The organism is Phytomonospora sp. NPDC050363, assembly GCF_040655735.1.
Lineage (GTDB): Bacteria > Actinomycetota > Actinomycetes > Mycobacteriales > Micromonosporaceae > Phytomonospora.
In genome coordinates, this window is record NZ_JBFAKK010000008.1 from 37214 (window position 1) to 53008 (window position 15795).

Annotated in this window: 16 protein-coding genes; 7 read left to right on the top strand and 9 right to left on the bottom strand. The window is 69.7% G+C overall.

Annotation, left to right across the window (positions count from 1 at the left end):
• The first annotated feature begins 58 nt into the window (after positions 1 to 58).
• From AB0I28_RS22015 to AB0I28_RS22025, 3 genes are all read left to right on the top strand, one after another.
• Positions 59 to 955, top strand: coding sequence for a GNAT family N-acetyltransferase (locus tag AB0I28_RS22015; protein ID WP_357496047.1), 897 nt, complete (start codon positions 59 to 61; stop codon positions 953 to 955).
• 1129 nt (positions 956 to 2084) lie between these two features.
• Complete coding sequence (locus AB0I28_RS22020) at positions 2085 to 2627, top strand: GNAT family N-acetyltransferase (RefSeq protein ID WP_357496049.1); 543 nt, start codon at positions 2085 to 2087, stop codon at positions 2625 to 2627.
• 212 nt (positions 2628 to 2839) lie between these two features.
• Positions 2840 to 3385: a hypothetical protein gene (locus tag AB0I28_RS22025; RefSeq protein WP_357496051.1), complete on the top strand. Its 546-nt coding sequence runs from the start codon at positions 2840 to 2842 to the stop codon at positions 3383 to 3385.
• Here the strand turns inward: AB0I28_RS22025 and AB0I28_RS22030 are convergent.
• Both AB0I28_RS22030 and AB0I28_RS22035 read right to left on the bottom strand, forming a co-directional pair.
• Positions 3382 to 4374 (bottom strand): D-alanine--D-alanine ligase, encoded by a 993-nt coding sequence (locus AB0I28_RS22030; protein ID WP_357496053.1) that lies wholly within the window; start codon positions 4372 to 4374, stop codon positions 3382 to 3384. The two genes, AB0I28_RS22025 and AB0I28_RS22030, sit on opposite strands and share 4 nt — an antisense overlap.
• Entirely contained in the window at positions 4371 to 5660 is a 1290-nt protein-coding gene (locus AB0I28_RS22035) for a PLP-dependent aminotransferase family protein (RefSeq protein ID WP_357496055.1), read from the bottom strand. The genes AB0I28_RS22030 and AB0I28_RS22035 overlap by 4 nt, the downstream gene beginning before the upstream one ends.
• A gap of 65 nt (positions 5661 to 5725) precedes the next feature.
• Between AB0I28_RS22035 and AB0I28_RS22040 the strand changes: the two genes are divergently transcribed.
• On the top strand, positions 5726 to 6370 hold the full coding sequence (locus tag AB0I28_RS22040; protein ID WP_357496057.1) for a GNAT family N-acetyltransferase: 645 nt from the start codon (positions 5726 to 5728) through the stop codon (positions 6368 to 6370).
• A 13-nt stretch (positions 6371 to 6383) separates the two neighbouring features.
• Here the strand turns inward: AB0I28_RS22040 and AB0I28_RS22045 are convergent, their stop codons facing one another.
• Positions 6384 to 6923 (bottom strand): PadR family transcriptional regulator, encoded by a 540-nt coding sequence (locus AB0I28_RS22045; protein ID WP_357496059.1) that lies wholly within the window; start codon positions 6921 to 6923, stop codon positions 6384 to 6386.
• Between the two features lie 80 nt (positions 6924 to 7003).
• On the opposite strand from AB0I28_RS22045, the gene AB0I28_RS22050 reads away from it, so the two are divergent.
• Positions 7004 to 7798 carry an alpha/beta hydrolase gene (locus AB0I28_RS22050; RefSeq protein ID WP_357496061.1) on the top strand — a complete coding sequence of 265 codons (795 nt, stop codon included), beginning with the start codon at positions 7004 to 7006 and terminating at the stop codon, positions 7796 to 7798.
• The gene (locus AB0I28_RS22055) at positions 7795 to 8088 is read left to right on the top strand and encodes a 4a-hydroxytetrahydrobiopterin dehydratase (RefSeq protein ID WP_357496063.1); all 294 of its coding nucleotides are present in this window, start codon (positions 7795 to 7797) and stop codon (positions 8086 to 8088) included. The genes AB0I28_RS22050 and AB0I28_RS22055 overlap by 4 nt, the downstream gene beginning before the upstream one ends.
• Before the next feature lie 285 nt (positions 8089 to 8373).
• On the opposite strand, the gene trxA is transcribed toward AB0I28_RS22055, so the two are convergent.
• The 6 genes from trxA to murJ all read right to left on the bottom strand — a co-directional run bounded on the left by trxA (position 8374) and on the right by murJ (position 14318).
• Positions 8374 to 8697, bottom strand: a complete 324-nt coding sequence (gene trxA, locus AB0I28_RS22060) for a thioredoxin (protein WP_357496065.1) — start codon at positions 8695 to 8697, stop codon at positions 8374 to 8376.
• A 28-nt stretch (positions 8698 to 8725) separates the two neighbouring features.
• Positions 8726 to 9661 carry a thioredoxin-disulfide reductase gene (gene trxB / locus AB0I28_RS22065; RefSeq protein ID WP_357496067.1) on the bottom strand — a complete coding sequence of 312 codons (936 nt, stop codon included), beginning with the start codon at positions 9659 to 9661 and terminating at the stop codon, positions 8726 to 8728.
• A 108-nt stretch (positions 9662 to 9769) separates the two neighbouring features.
• Positions 9770 to 10510, bottom strand: coding sequence for a hypothetical protein (locus AB0I28_RS22070; protein WP_357496069.1), 741 nt, complete (start codon positions 10508 to 10510; stop codon positions 9770 to 9772).
• Entirely contained in the window at positions 10507 to 11127 is a 621-nt protein-coding gene (gene sigM, locus AB0I28_RS22075; protein ID WP_357496070.1) for an RNA polymerase sigma factor SigM, read from the bottom strand. The genes AB0I28_RS22070 and sigM overlap by 4 nt, the downstream gene beginning before the upstream one ends.
• 11 nt (positions 11128 to 11138) lie before the next feature.
• Positions 11139 to 12569 (bottom strand): protein kinase family protein, encoded by a 1431-nt coding sequence (locus AB0I28_RS22080; protein ID WP_357496072.1) that lies wholly within the window; start codon positions 12567 to 12569, stop codon positions 11139 to 11141.
• Positions 12570 to 12692: 123 nt separating this feature from the next.
• Entirely contained in the window at positions 12693 to 14318 is a 1626-nt protein-coding gene (gene murJ / locus AB0I28_RS22085) for a murein biosynthesis integral membrane protein MurJ (protein WP_357496074.1), read from the bottom strand.
• A 41-nt stretch (positions 14319 to 14359) separates the two neighbouring features.
• Here murJ and AB0I28_RS22090 point away from each other — a divergent pair, with 41 nt between their 5' ends.
• Complete coding sequence (locus tag AB0I28_RS22090; RefSeq protein ID WP_357496075.1) at positions 14360 to 15793, top strand: CCA tRNA nucleotidyltransferase; 1434 nt, start codon at positions 14360 to 14362, stop codon at positions 15791 to 15793.
• Positions 15794 to 15795: the final 2 nt, after the last annotated feature.

Below are 15795 nucleotides of genomic sequence, written 5' to 3' on the forward strand. Positions count from 1 at the left end.
AAAGCCGGGTGGTTCGCCACCCGGCTTTCGTGTTCCCGGTGCCGAGAAGGGAGACGCCGTGCGCCTCTACCTCAAACCCGCCGTGCCGTCCGATGCCAAGTCCATCGACGCTCTCCTCACGGACCATTCCAGGGCGCACACCGGTCGGGGATCCCCGACCGGTGTCGCCAAGGCGAGACTCAGGACCCCGGGAACCGTCTCCGCCATCGTCGCGGCGGCAGACCGGCGAGCGATCGGGTTCGGGCACGTGTGGCGCGACGGGGAAGTCGCCCGCTGCCTCGTCGTCGCTCGCCCCGACGTCTGGGGAGGGCGGCCGATCGTCGCTGCCCTCGTCTCCTTCGCGGAGCGCCGGGCGGTGTCGGTCGGTGCCGGGACTTTGAAGGTGCACTCGAACGCCACGGACTCCGTCCTCGGGGATGTGCTGGCGTCGACCTCGTTCGAGCCGGTGACTCGGATATCCCGCATGCGCGTCGACTTGGCGAGCCGGCCCACCTCGGTGGCGCCGCCGCCCGGTGTGGACGTCGGTCGCTTCGACGAGGAGCGCGACTCCGGGGAGATCTACGCCGTGGCGCACGAAGTGTTTCCCGAAGGAAACAACGAGCCGGCGTGGTGGCGCGATCATCGCGAGAATCCCCTGCGGCCGTACGATCCGGCGCTGTGGATCGTGGCTCGCCGGGACGGAAGGATCGTGGGCTTCGCCCTCGGTTCCCGGCGGATGGAGGACGGCGGACCCGTCGGGTATCTCGGAGGGTTCGGCGTCCGCGAGTCGGAACGCGGGCACGGGATCGGGCAGGCGCTGCTGGTCGCCATGATGGACGCGTTCATCGACCGAGGGTTTCCCGCGATGACCCTCAGCGTCTCGACGGGAAACCGGACAGGAGCGCTGTCCCTGTACCGAAAGTTCGGGATGACCGAGGCGCCCGAGTCGACCGAGTGGATGAAGCGACTCGGGTGATTCCGGCTGGGCCGCCGTTTCACGTGAAACATCGGGCAGGCCGAGGATCGCTCGCTTCGTTGCGGCGGTTGGGCGCGCGGCTCCCGTTTCACGTGAAACATCGCGGTGCGGTTGGGGACGGGCCTTCCTTTCCGACCTCCCGGTTCTGGGCGATAGTTGAAGCTCGCCCTTCCGATGTGGTGCCCGGGGTGCTCGGCGGATCCCCGAGTCGTCGAATGCGGAGCTACCTTTCGCCGTCCCGAAAGAAGGGTTGCGGAGGCGACGGCGGTCGTGAGCCGGTACCGGTCGCGGCTTGTTTCACGTGAAACATCGCCGGGAGGGAGCGGCCGGTGAGAGGAATCGGTTGGCCTTCAGGCGGGAAGGGCGAAGGCTTCGTTTCACGTGAAACATCGGGCCGGGCCTCCGAGGAAGGAGCGACGGAGAACCGGCACCGGCGCTCGCGGCCGTTTCACGTGAAACGGCCGCCGCCGTTTCTGAGTTCTTGGTTGGGCGGCGGAGTTCAGTTGGGTCGGCCAGCTGGTGTGGATGAGCGGCCGATCCCGACGCTTGTCGCGGCGAGCCCTCCGACGGGATCCCTTTGGGGGCAGCGGAAGTAGCGCCGAGTGTCGCCAATCTCGGGTCAGCGTCGAGTCCTTCGCCGTCGACGCGCGGCGCGCGTCGAGGAGTCTGCGATCGCACCCAGAGGTCCTCGGCGATCCGCTCCGCGCGGTATCTCGGTCTGCGATGGCGACGGCGACGGGGAAGGCGACAGAGACGGGTCGGTGCGCGAGCTGTTTCACGTGAAACATCGGCCCGGGACGGCGGTGCCGTGAGCGGGTGGCCGGCCGGCCGGTTGTGGGGGACCCGCGTCGCTCGACTGTCGTCGCATCAGCCGACCATCCTGGCGAGCGATCGTCGGGGGTGAGGAGACTGCGGTGGAACCGAAACCCGCGCACCTCGACACAGCGCCCAGGCGGGAAACCGTGATGTTTCACGTGGAACATCGCGGGCCGCCCACACGTCGGTGAGGCGTAGCCAAAGCCAACTCTGCGGCCGGTGGGCGTGAGCCCTGCTACGTCCGGGTGTGAGCTTGCCCGGATTATGGGAATCGGACGTGCGTCACCCCTGGTGATCGGTCACTCTTGACCACGTGTCTTCTTCCACGCTCACCGGGGAGATCGGCGTCCTAGTCGATCCGCCCGTCACCGCCGACCTCGTCAACGAGATGACCGACCTGTGGGTCCGGGTCACCAACGCGGGTGGATCCGCGGGCTTCGTCGCCCCGGTGACCGTCCCAGAGGTGCGACCGACCACCGTGTCGATCCTCGCGCGAGTGATCGACGGGACGGACACCCTGGTGGCCCTCACGGAAGGAGAAACCATTGTCGGCTGGTGCGTCCTCGCGTCCAACGACAGTCCGCCGCGACAGGGATGGCGTACGGTCCGGCACGTTCAGGTCGACCCCGACCGGCAGGGCGCGGGACTCGGCGGGCGGCTGCTCGCCGCGGTCGACACCGTCGCCCGCAGTGTGCTCGCGCTCGAAGCGCTGAGCCTCAAGGTTCGCTCCGGCACGGGTGCCGAAGAGTTCTATCTGCGCCACGGATTCGTCGAAGTCGGGCGACTCCCCCAGGCGGTCAAGATCTCCGCCGACGACTACCGCGACGACATCATCATGTGGCGGCGCCTGCGTTAGCCGCCCGCTCATCAGGCGGCCTCGCCGGCGCCTGATGCCGGGTTTCCCACACGCTCGAACCCGTGCGGGAGACCTTGTCGGCAGTGGACGCCGTCGTCGATGTTTCACGTGAAACGGTGCCCTCGCCGCTCGACAGCGGCGGGGGTTTCCTTTCGGTGAAAGTGGACGCCGGGCGGTGCCGGATGTCGCCCGGACCCGGTACCGTGCCAGGCGTGGCAGCCGACGCGCAGGGACCCCGACTACCCGACTTCGTGGCGTGGCCGTCGTTCCCCTTCACCGGTGAACTTCGGCTCAAGCCCATCGACGAGCCCGTCGGCGTCGAACCGCCGAGACGCGGTGAGGATCCCGCCGAGTGCCCCTCGTGCGCCTCCACCGACGCCGACTACCTCTGGACCGACGACCGCTGGCGCGTCAAGGGACTCCCCAAGCCCAGCGGTCTGCCGATGGTCCTCATCCTCGAGACGCGCTCGCACCTCGACCTCGGCGACCTCTCGACGATGCACGCCGCCGAACTCGGCGTCCTCACCGTCCGCCTGGAGCGCGCGATCCGCTCGCTCGACGGCGTCGGCCGCGTCCACGTCGCCCGCTGGGGAGACTCCAGCGCGCACCTTCAGGTGTGGTTCCTCGCGCGCCCTTACGGCCGGCTGAACATGCGCGGCCCGTTCATGACGATGTGGGACGACATCCTGCCGCCCGTCGAGGAGAAGAAGTGGCGGGAGGATCTCGACTTCCTCGCCGCCTACCTCAACGACGGCTAACGCCGGATGGCGTTGCGCACCAGCGATGCCAGCAGATGCCCGACGCCGATACCGGCGGCGCGGGCGGCGTGCGGAAGCAGCGACGTCTCGGTCATCCCCGGCGCCACGTTCGCCTCCAGGAAGGCCGGCTCACCGTCGGGCGGCACCATGAGGTCCACCCGCGACAGGTCGCCCAGCGCGAGCGCCTTGTGCGCGGCGACGGCGATCTCGGCGACGCGCTCGGCGACGTCGGCGGGCAGACGTGCGGGGCAGTGCCACGTGGTCGCGCCGGCGTTGTAGCGGGCGACGTAGTCGTACTCGCCGCCCTTCGGTGCGATCTCCACGGCGGGAAGGGCGCGGGGGCCGTCGCCGAGGTCGACGACGGAGACGGCGATGTCGGCGCCCGGCACGAAGCGTTCGATGAGCGCGGTGTCGCCGTAGGCGAAGGCGGCCATCATCGCCGCGGGCAGTTCGCCGGCGGTCGAGACGCGCTGGACGCCGAGACCCGAACCGCCGCGAGAAGGTTTTACGACGAGTGGGAGGCCCATGCTGTCGCCGATGCGTTCGAGGAGCGCTCCGGCACCGAGATCGGAGAAGGTCTCGCGCGGCAGGGCGATCCAGTCGGGCGTGGTGATGCCCGCCTCGCGCACGAGGGTCTTCGCTCCCGGCTTATCCCACGCCCGGCTCGCCGAGGTCGCCGAGGGACCCACGTAGGGCACCCCCAGAAGCTCCAGGACGCCCCGAAGGGACCCGTCCTCCCCTGTGGCACCGTGCAGCGCGAAAACGACCGCGTCGGGCGGATCCTTGGCCAGGGTCGACAGCAGCGAGGAGTCGACGTCGGAGATCTCGGCGTGGACGCCGAGTTCGCCGAGCGCATCGGCGATCCGGCGTCCCGAGCGCAGAGACACGTCGCGTTCGTAGGAGAGGCCGCCGGCGAGGATCAGGACGCGGGCGTCGGCCAGTTCGGCGATGGCCTGGGCTGCGGCGGGCTCCGATCCGCTGGCGCTCATGGTCGCGGGACCACGTCGTCGGATGCCGACGGGTGACTCTCGCCGAAGGTCTGGGACAGCGCGGACTGTTCGGTGATCACGTCGGCGAGCCTACGCACCCCCTCGCGGATGCGGTCGGCAGGAGGGAAGGAGAAGTTGAGGCGCATCTGGCCGCGTCCGGAGCCGTCGGCGAAGAAGCCGGTGCCGGGGACGTAGGCGACGCGTTGCTGGAGCGCGCGCGGCAGCATGGCCTTGGAGTCGAGCCCTTCGGGAAGCTCGGCCCACACGAACAGGCCGCCGCCGGGCTTGGTCCAGCGCATCCCGGCCGGCATGTAGTCGGCCAGGGCGCTCAGGAGCGCGTCGCGGCGGGAGCCGTAGAGCTGGCGGAAGGTCTTGACCTGTTCGCGCCAGGCCATCGTCGTCAGGTAGCGCACGACGGCGGTCTGGGTGAGCGCGCTCGGGCAGAGGATGGCGGCCTCGGTGGCCAGGACGAGCTTGTCGCGGACGGCGGGCGGGGCCAGGACCCAGCCGACGCGCAGTCCGGCGGCGAAGGTCTTGGAGAAGGTGCCGACGTAGAAGATGCCCTTGCGGCGGCGGGCGCGCAGCGCCTTCGGCGGCTGGCCCTCGAAGCCGAGCGCGCCGTAGGGGTCGTCCTCGACGACGAGGAGGCCGGCTTCCTCGCAGATGTCCAGGACGCGTTCCCGGCGCTGCTCGGTGAGGGTGACGCCGGTCGGGTTCTGGTAGGTCGGCACGGTGTAGAGGAATTTCGGCCGTTTCCCGTGCTTGGCGAGATCGGCGAGGGTTTCCTCAAGCGCCTCGGGGATGAGCCCGTCGTCGTCGACCGGGACGTGCACGACCTCGCACTGGGCGGCCTGGAACACGCCGAGGGCGCCGACGTAGGTGGGGCCCTCGGCGATGACGACGTCGCCGGGGTCGCAGAAGATGCGGGTGATGAGGTCGAGAGCCTGCTGGGCGCCGACGGTGACGACCACGTCGTCGGGCGACGCGCCGACGGACAGATCGACTCCGGCGTCGGCCATGACCATGCAGATGGCCTCACGCAGTTGTGCGTCGCCCTGTCCGGGTCCGTAGAGGAGGGCCTTGGCGCCGTCGGTGGCGAGCATCTCGGCGAACATCTCGCCGACCTCGCCGAGCGGAAGCGCTGCGGTGTAAGGGTTCCCGCCCGCGAGGGAGACGATTTCGGGACGGCTCGCCACGGAGAAGAGTGCGCGGATCTCCGACTGTGCCATGCCGTGGACCCGCTGCGCGTACCGATCTGTGTAGTCGTCGAGTGTCGTACCGGACACGGCACCTCCTGCGGACGTAGAGATCTGCCATGCTACCGACACTTCTACGAATACGATAGGTAGCGATGTCACGACGAATTGTGAGCTTGACGCTCGATGTGCTTGAGGACCTGCCGCGCCGATGCCGGGGATGTGTGTTCTGGGAGCTCGATCCGGTGGCCGCGGAGCAGGCTTGCGACGGCGGGGACGCCGGCTTCGAGAAGGAACTCTGGGTATCCACTGCCCTGCTGGAGTGGGGCGCGTGCGGCCGGGTGGCCTACGAGGGCGACACCCCGGCCGGTTACGTGCTGTACGCACCCCCGGCCTACGTGCCGCGTGCGGCCGCGTTTCCCTCGGCGCCGGTGTCGCATGACGCGGTGCTGCTGACGACGGCCCATGTGGTTCCCGAGTACGCCGGGAGCGGGATGGGGCGGGAGCTGCTGCAGTCGGCGGCGAAGGACCTGGCGCGCAGGGGGATGAAGGCGATCGAGGTGTTCGGCGACCAGCGCGGCGAGGAGCACGCGTGCGTGGCGCCGGCCGACTTCCTGCGCTCGGTGGGCTTCAAGACCGTGCGTTCCGACCCGCACTATCCGCGGTTGCGGCTGGAGCTGCGCACGGCGCTGTCGTGGCGGGCGGAGGTCGACAGGGCGCTCGACCAGCTCCTGGCGACGGCGGGTTCGGTGATCGGGGCGCAGGCGCGCGGCTCCTACGAGCGGGTGCGCGGGCACTGAGTTTCCCGCCTGGTCAGGCGGGGGCGGCCGCGGTTTCCAGCTCGGCGATGGTCTCGCGAAGCCAGCGGATCTCGGTGCGGCTGGTCGCGGTGGCGATGGTGAACAGGCCTTTGCGGAACGGGTCGGCGAAGTCCTCGGCGCGCAGCGGCTTGTCGCCGTCCCAGAAGAAACTGGCCGGCTGGGTGAGGAAGTCGAGCCGGCGGCGCAGGACGGTCGCCTGTTCGGCGGGGTCTTCGAGGTGCCGCAGGAACGCCAGCATCGTGAACCAGCGGTTCTCGTCGGTGATGAACAGTTCGCCGGGCCGGGCCAGGCGGGTGTGGAGTTCGGCTTCCCCGCACTCGGTGAGGCTGAGCATGTGGCGGGGCGCGGCGACCTGCCCGGGGCGGGTTTCCCGCACGATCAGGTTGTTTCCTTCGAGCCGTTTCAGCAGCGGGTACAGGGTCCCGTCGGCGATCGGCCGGACGTGGCCGGTGAGGGCGGCGACCCTTTTGCGCAGTTCGTAGCCGTGGAGTTCGGCGTCGCGCAGGAATCCGAGCACGGCGAGTTCGAGCATGTCCTCATCCTACCCCTGTTGCGAGATACCTCGGTATCTATGTATCTTGTTGGCGAGTTACCCCGACTGAGGAGCACGCCATGCGATCCGCCCCTGTTCGCCCCGACGGCGCCGCCATCCGCTGGGCCGAGATTCCCGGCCGTGAGCCGGCCCGCGTCTACCTGCACGGCTTGGGCGCCAGTTCGGCGCCGTACTACGCCGGTGTTGTTTCCCACCCGGAGCTGGCCGGGCATCGTTCGCTGCTGATGGACCTGCTCGGCCACGGTGTCAGCGACCGGCCGGGCGACTTCGCGTACACCTTGGAGGCGCATGCCGACGCGGTGGCCGTGGCGATGGAGGCCGCGGCTGTCGGCGAGGCCGACGTCGTCGCGCACTCGATGGGCGGTGCGGTGGCGATTCTGCTGGCGGCGCGGCATCCCGGGCTGGTGCGGCGGCTGGTGTTGGTCGACGCCAACCTCGACCCGATCGCGCCGCAGCCGGCGCGGGTGGGGAGTTCGGGCATCGCCGCCTACACCGAGGAGGAGTTCCTCGACGGTGGGTGGGAGGCGACGCTGGGGCGTGTGGGGCCGCACTGGGCGGCGACGATGCGCCTTGCCGACCCGATCGGGTTGCACCGTACGGCGCTCAACCTGGCGCGTGGATCGGTGCCGACCATGCGCGAGCACCTGGTCGGCATGTCGATCCCCCGCACCTACCTCTATCCCTCGGCCGACGGTGAGGTCGCCGGCGAGGCGGGGCTCGTCGCGGCGGGCGTCGAGGTGCTCGCGATCGACGACTGCGGGCACAACATCATGGTCGACAACCCCGACGCGTTTGCGCGCGCTGTCGCCGGTGCGCTGCGTGGCGGGCGCGGTGGCCGTACCGTCGGGGTATGAGCGAAATTCTGGACGAAGCGGTCCTGCGCGAGAAGTTGACCGACGTCGCCGACTGGTCGGTCGAGGGCGAGAGCATCGTGCGGGTCGTGGAGTTGCCGACCTTCCCCGACGCGATCGCGGTCGTCGCGCGGGTCGGCGTGGTGGCCGAGGAGATGAACCACCACCCCGACATGGACATCCGCTGGCGCACCCTGACGTTCCGCTGCTCGACGCACTCGGAGGGCGGGGTGACGCGCAAGGACCTCGCGCTGGCGAAGATGATCGACAAGATCGTCGACGCGGAGTCGTGACGGTGGGGCGATGTTTCACGTGAAACGGGAGGTGTTTCACGTGAAACATCGTGCCGGTGGGGTTCGGGTTCGCCGGTCGTGCCGGCCGGAGGCGCGACCTGAGGTCGGGGACGACGGGACCATGGGGACGGCGAGGACGGCGGGGACGGCAGGGACGCGCTGTCGCCGAGCGGCGGTCGTGAGTTCCCGCCGGAGCCCTCCCCCGTAGACGAAAAACGGCGGCCCCTTCCGGGACCGCCGTTTCACGTGAAACGGTGCTCGACCAGCGGTTACATCGAGCCTCGGTTACAGCGCCTGCTCGATGAGCTTGCGGAGCACGCCCTTGGGCTTGGCGCCCACGACCGTGCCGACCGGCTGCCCGCCCTTGAAGACCATCAGGGTGGGCACGGAGAGAACCTGGTAGTTGCGCGCGGTGTTGGGGTTCTGGTCGATCTCCAGCTTGACCACCGACACCTGGTCGCCCAGCTCGCCGGCGAGTTCCTCGAGTACCGGCGAGACCTTGCGGCACGGTCCGCACCACTCGGCCCAGAAGTCGACCAGCACCGGCTTGTCGGCCTCCAGCACATCGCTGGCGAACGAGGAATCGGTGACGACCTTGGTGGCTCCCACGATCTGCTCCTAACTAAAACGGTGGACTTCAGAGTGACTCGATGGCCGCGACGTAGCGCTCTGCGTCCAGAGCGGCCGCGCAGCCGGTCCCGGCTGCGGTGATCGCCTGCCGGTAGGTGTGGTCGACGAGGTCGCCGGCGGCGAAGACGCCGGGAATGTTGGTGGCGGTACCGGGGGCGGCGACCTTGACGTAACCCTCGCCGTCGACGTCCACCTGACCGGCGAACAGTTCACTGCGGGGGTCGTGGCCGATGGCGATGAACACGCCGGCGGCGGCCCGCTCGCGCGTCTCGCCGGTGTTGACGTCGCGCAGGACGATGCCGGAGACCTTCCCGTCGGTGCCCTGGATGCTCTCGACGACGCTGTTCCACTCGACGCTGATCTTCGGGTTGGCCAGCGCGCGGTCGGCCATGATCTTGCTGGCCCGGAATTCCTCGCGGCGGTGGACGATCGTGACGGTGCGGCCGAACTTGGTCAGGAAGTTCGCCTCCTCCATCGCGGTGTCGCCGCCGCCGACCACGACGATGTCCTGGTCGCGGAAGAAGAACCCGTCGCAGGTCGCGCAGGAGGAGACGCCGTGGCCGAGGAGCTCGTCCTCGCCCGGCACGTTGAGGTGGCGCCACGCCGAACCGGTGGCGAGGATCACCGCGTGCGCCTTGTAGGTCGTGTCGCCGACGGTGACGCTCTTGACGTCTCCGTCCAGCTCGACCGAGACGGCGTCGTCGGTGATGTACTCGGCTCCGAAGCGCTCGGCCTGGGCGCGCATCTGGTCCATGAGCTCGGGGCCCATGATGCCCTTCTCGAAGCCGGGGAAGTTCTCGACCTCGGTGGTGGTCATGAGCGCACCACCGGACTCGGCGCCCTCGATCACGAGGGGCTTGAGGTTGGCCCGCGCCGTGTACACCGCGGCCGTGTACCCGGCCGGGCCGGATCCCACGATGATCACGTTGCGAATGTCGCTCACTGCAAGCTCCTTGACGTCACGCTTCGGCGGCCAGCACTGTCTGACCGCGCAACGTCATGGTACGGAGAAGTCATTCCCGATGGTCCCTCGCGGCGGGCGAGGTGTTGCTCACGCCGCAGTCGCGTAGAGCTCGTCGGCCCCGGTGAGGCCGCAGTCGGCGCCGACGGCGACGAGACGCTGTCCACCGTCCACTTGGGACACTCGCACGACGATGGACGGCGCGCCCTCGAAGTAGGCGAAGTCGGCCACGGCGACGTCGCCCGGGTAGCGCGTCTCGATCGCCGTGAAACAGGCGCCGAGGGCCGTTTCGTCCGACGACAGGCGCTTCAGGTCGGTGTCGACGCTGCTGTTGACCGTGCTCGACGTCCCGACCTCGGGAAGAGTCGTGCGCGAGTAGTCGCGCCCGGAGTAGTAGATCTCCGCGCTCGACTTGTCGGTGGTCTTCGGCCCCTCGTCGGTCTCGGCCCCGAAACTGTTCTCGTCCGACGCGGAGTCTGGCGCGGCCAGCTCGGGGTTGTCGGCGTTGCCGGGGTTCGAGGCGGAGTCGGACTCGTCCGCCGACTGCCCGCGCCACAGGGCGCTGACACCGACGGAGACGCCGGCCAAGACCACGATGCCGGTCGTGAAGGCCAGCACGAGCCTCGGCCAGCGGCGGCGGGATGTTTCACGTGAAACGGGCACCGTCGCCGGGTGGACGCGGGTCCGCTCGGCCTCCAGCGCGAGATCGAGCCGCGTGATCAACTCGGGCGGCATCGGCGGGGTCTCCGCCGCGAAGGCGCGCAGGTCGGCGCTCACCGCGTCGAGGGCGGCGTGCTCGTCGGGCAGCCGGTCGGGCTGTCCTTCGCTCATGTGCCACTCTCCCCTCGTGTTCGGTCGGCGCGTTGTGGTGATGTTGATGGGACGACCGGATCGGCGTCGGGGTTCCGCAGGTGACCGAGCAACTCCGCCAGACGGGTGCGACCTCGCGCACACCTGCTCTTGACCGTGCCCTCCGGGACCTCCAGGATCCTGCCCGTCTCGGAGACCGGGTAGCCCATCATGTCGACCAGGACCAGCGCCGCGCGCTGGTCGAAGGGCAGCGCGTCGAGAGCCTCGGCGACCGCCATGTTCGTGGCGACCTTCGACGGGTCCCCCTCGCTCGACACCGGCTCCGGGCCGCCCTCGGGCAGCGGCTGCGCGGCACGCACCTTATTGCGGCGGACCCGGTCGAGGCAGGCGTTGACGACGATGCGGTGCAGCCACGTCGTGACGGCCGAGTCCCCGCGGAAGCGGCCCGCCGCACGGTAGGCCGAGATCATCGCGTCCTGGAGGGCGTCGGCGGCGTCCTCGGGGTGCCCGAGGGTGCGCAGCGCCACCGCCCACAGGCGCTCGCGGTGCCGGCGGAAGAGCTCGCCGAAGGCCTCGTGGTCACCGACGAGGTGCCTGCGCAGCAGCTCGCCGTCGTCGACCTCGTCGAAGTTGCTCACGGGCGCCATGACTAGTTCGCGTAGACCTGGATTTCCTGCACGGCCGCCTGGTAGTGGCCGTTCTCGATCTGCGGCAGGTCGGTCAGCCAGATCATCAGGTACCGGTACGAGGAGCCCGCCTCGGGCTGGAAGCGCTCGGTGGCGCCGTCGTTGACCTTGGGCCCGTCGAGGGTCTTGAAATCGGCGATGACGGCGTTGGGGTCGGAGGCGTCGTCACCGGCGCGCAGGGAGAGCTCGACGCCGTCGGAACCGAGGTTGACGATCACCTGGGTGATCTCGCGCTTCTCGCCGAGGTCGATGAGCAGGCCCATCCCCTCCTTGAGGTTCCCGAAGTTCGAGCGGTTGTGGTACTCGTTGGTCTGCCAGCCGGTCTTCGGCTTGCCGTCGATGGCCAGTTCCACGCCGTCGTTCTCGTCGCCGTCGCCCTTGGGGTCGATGAGCGTGACCTGGCTGGCGTCGAGCTTGATCTGCTGCGCGGTGGCCGCCGGGTCCTGCGACTCCTGGGCGGTCGCCTGGTCGGGGTCCTTCTCTGCCGACTCGTCGTCGGGAAGGAGGTTGGTGATCACCAGCAGCGCGACGAGCGCGGCCACCAGCATCCCGGCGATCGCGTAGGCGAAGCGCCGCCCGACGGGCTTGGCGGGCTGCTCGGGGTGCAGGTCGTCGTCGCCGCCGGCCACGAACTCCAGCGCGTCGGTGCCCTCGGTGCCTTCGAGGCGTGAGAGCTCGTCGACGAGTTCGGCGGCCGTGGGGGGCGCGTCGGCGGGGTCGAGCAGCTCGGTGGTGAGCCGGTCGAGGTAGCCGGGGACTCCCGGGAGGGCCGTCGCGGGGGGCAGGAGGTTTCCCGCCTCGTCGCGCGCGGCGTCGGGGAGGATCGCCGGGCCGGGGACCTCTTTGGGCCACAGGCCGGTCAGGGCGCAGTACAGGGTCGCGCCGATCGCGCGGACGTCACCGGTCTGGGTGGCGGCCGCGTCGGCGCGCGGGTCGGACAGGACGACGCGGTCGTCGTCGGAGAGCAGGACCGTCCCGGCGTGGACGTTGCCGTGCGCGACGCCGGTGGCGTGGACGGCGGTCACGGCCTCGGCGACGGCGAGCGTCACGGCGATGGCGTGCCGGGGGTCGAGCGGCGAGTGGATGACGATGTCGCGCAGAGAGCGACCCTCGACCCATTCGCGGACCACGTAAGCGCGGTCACCCTCGTCGACGGCGTCGTACACACCCACGATGTGGGCGTGGTTGACGCGGCTGGCGGCCACGGCCGCCTGGAGCATCTCCACGGCGTCTTCGCCTCCGGGGGTGCGCAGCACCACCGTGACGGGCCGTGCGAGGAGTACATCGGTCCCCCGCCAGACTTGCCGACCGGTCGAGTCATCGTTGATGTGCTCGTCCAGCCGGTAACGGTCGGCGAGGAGTTCGCCCACCGCAGGCGCACCGACCTGTGTCACCTCGTGTCCTCCCTATGTCGACCGCAGGCTGCCGCGGACCTCTGACAGCCTACGGTGTCCGCGGACGGTCGCCTAGGCCTGAGGGTCGCCTCTGTTGACGTGACGCAAAAGGGGACCAAGTCCTCAGCGTCCGAGCTTGCCTTTGACCAACCCAACCACATCGGTGACTTCCTTGGCGCGCAGTGCGTACGCCACGCCCAGATAGACCACGGCCAGCACGGCGCCGCCGGCGATCAGGTCGATGATCGCGTTGAGTTTGCCCGAACCGGACAGTCCATTCGGGATCAGCCACAGCACGAGCCAGCCCGCCAGGGCGCCGGCCGCCGAGGCCGCGCCGAGCTTGACGAGGGAAACACTGATCCGCCGCATTCCCAGCGGGCCGAGACGGCGGCGCAGCAGGACGGCGGCCAGGAGGGCGGCGACCACGTAGGAGACGCCGTTGCCGACCATGAGGCCCTGCGCGACCATCGCGGCCGGAAGCAGCGCGAAGGTCAGCAGGTAGATGCCGACGCGCATGGCGACGGCGGGGATGTTGAGCAGCGCCGGCGTCTTGGTGTCGGGCAGCGCGTAGAACACGAAGGTCTGGAGCTGGCTGACGGCGAAGGGCATGAGGGTGAGACCCGCCATCGCGGTGACGAGTCCGGTGGCCTCGGCCTGGTCGGCGGTGAAGTTGCCCCAGTCGAACAGCAGGCCGGCGATGGTGCCGCCGAACACGACGTAGGCGCCGGTCGCGGGGAGCAGGATCACACCGGACAGCCGGATGCCCTGGGAGAGGTACATGGAGACCTCGGCGTTGCGTCCTTCGGCGGCCACGGCGCTCATGCGGGGCATGAGGGCGGTGATGATCGAGACGGCGACGATGCCGTGCGCCATCATCATCAGCAGGTAGGCGGCGTTGTAGATGAAGGGGCCGGCGGCGTTGGGGTCGCGGTCGCTGACCTCGTTGAGGATGCGCAGGACGGCGATGACCGAGACCTGGCTGACGGCGACGTAGCAGAACATCCACGCCGACAGGCGTGCGATGTGGCCGAGGTGGAGCTGCCGGAAGTCGAAGCGCCACTTCATCTTGAAGCCGACGCCGCGCAGCGAGGGAAGCAGCCCGAGGACCTGCACGATGATGCCGGCCGTGGTGCCCCCGCCGAGCAGCAGGATCATCGGCGCGGTCATGTTCTCCGGGGTGGGGGCGGTCGCGCCGAAGAAGACGAGGAACAGGACGCCGGTGATGACGATGACGATGTTGTTGAGGATCGGCGCCCACATGGGGGCGGCGAAGTGGCCGCGGGTGTTGAGAATGGCGGCCAGGACGGCGGCGACCCCGTAGAAGAAGATCATCGGGAGCATCAGGTACGACAGCTGCGTGACCAGGGTCGTGTTGCTCTTCGTCAGCGCGGCCGACAGCAGCGGCGCGCAGAGGACGACCAGGGCCGTCGCGGCGGCCAGGAGCAGCACGATGAGGGTCACGAAGCGCTGGGTGTAGGCCTCACCCCGGTCGGCGTCGGTCTTGCGCGCGCGGACCAGCAGGGGCACCAGGACGCTGGTGAGGATCCCGCCGAGGAGGAGCTCGTAGATCATCTGGGGGAAGAACTGGGCGGTCGAGTAGGCGTTGCCGACCGCCGCGCCGCCGATGGCCGCGCCGATCACCGCGTTTCGTCCGAAACCGGTCAGGCGGCTCACGATCGTGCCGACCGCCATGACGGCGCTGTTGCGGACTACGCTCCCGCCGGTCTCGGTGCTGGTCGCCTCGGCCATACAGATGTCTCCCCAGGAGGGTCGGATAGGCTTTCCGATTGATGTCAGACCGTATCGCTATCGATGAGTTGAGTGTCCCCCCGGTCGCCGATGAACTCGGCCGGGCCTTCGCCGACGCCGGATTCGAGCTGCACCTCGTGGGCGGTTCGGTACGCGACGCCCTGCTCGGGCGGATAGGCAAGACGGGGGCCGCGTGGGAGGACCTCGACTTCGCGACCTCGGCCCGCCCCGAGCAGACCCTCGAACTGCTGGAGCGGATCGCCTCGACCACCTGGACGACCGGCGCGGCCTTCGGCACGATCGGCGCGACTTTTCGCGGCGAACGGGTCGAGGTGACCACATTCCGGGCGGATCAGTACGACCGTGTCGGCCGCAATCCGATCGTGGCCTACGGCGACACCCTCGAAGACGACCTGCGCCGCCGCGACTTCACCATCAACGCGATGGCCGTCTCGGTGCCCGGGCACGAGTTCTCCGACCCGCACGACGGGCGCGGCGACCTCGCCCGCCGGGTGCTGCGCACTCCCGGCACGCCGCAGGAGTCCTTCGCCGACGACCCGCTGCGGATGCTGCGGGCCGCGCGCTTCGCCGCCCAGCTGGAGTTCGATGTGGACGGTGACGTCCGCGCGGCGATGACGGCGATGTCGGGCGACCTGTCGCGGATCACCGCCGAACGGATCCGCGACGAGTTCGTGAAGCTGATGGGCGGCCTCGACCCCGTGCTGGGACTGCGCCTGCTGGTCGACACCGGACTCGCCGACGTGTTCCTGCCGGAGCTGCCGAACCTGCGGATGCAGATCGACGAGCACGCGCAGCACAAGGACGTCTACGAGCACACGCTGACGGTCGTGCGCAACGCGGTGTCCCTTGAGGACGACGGGCCCGACGTGGTGCTGCGCATCGCCGCGCTGCTGCACGACATAGGCAAACCCGACACCAAGGGCCTTGGCACCGACGGCCGGGTGACGTTCCACCACCACGAGCTGGTCGGCGCGCGGATGGCGCGCAAACGCCTGCGGGACCTGAAGTTCCCCAAGGACCAGGTCACCTCGATCTCGCACCTGATCGCCCTGCACCTGCGCTTCTACGGGTACGGGCGCGGCGAGTGGACCGACTCGGCGGTGCGCCGCTACGTCACCGACGCCGGCCCGGAACTGTCGCGGCTGCACAAGCTGACCCGCTCGGACTGCACGACCCGCAACAAGCGCAAGGCGTCCCGTCTCGCCGCCGACTACGACGCGCTGGAGGAGCGCATCGAGCGGCTGCGCGAGGAGGAGGACCTGGCACGCGTGCGGCCCGACCTCGACGGCAACGAGATCATGCGCCTGCTGGGTCTGGCTCCGGGGCGGATCGTCGGGGAGGCGTGGAGCCACCTGAAGGAGGTCCGGCTCGACCGCGGGCCGCTGTCGCGCGACGAGGCGGAGGCCGAACTGTGGCGCTGGGCGAAGGAGAAGGGGATCCTGCCGACCGAGTGACC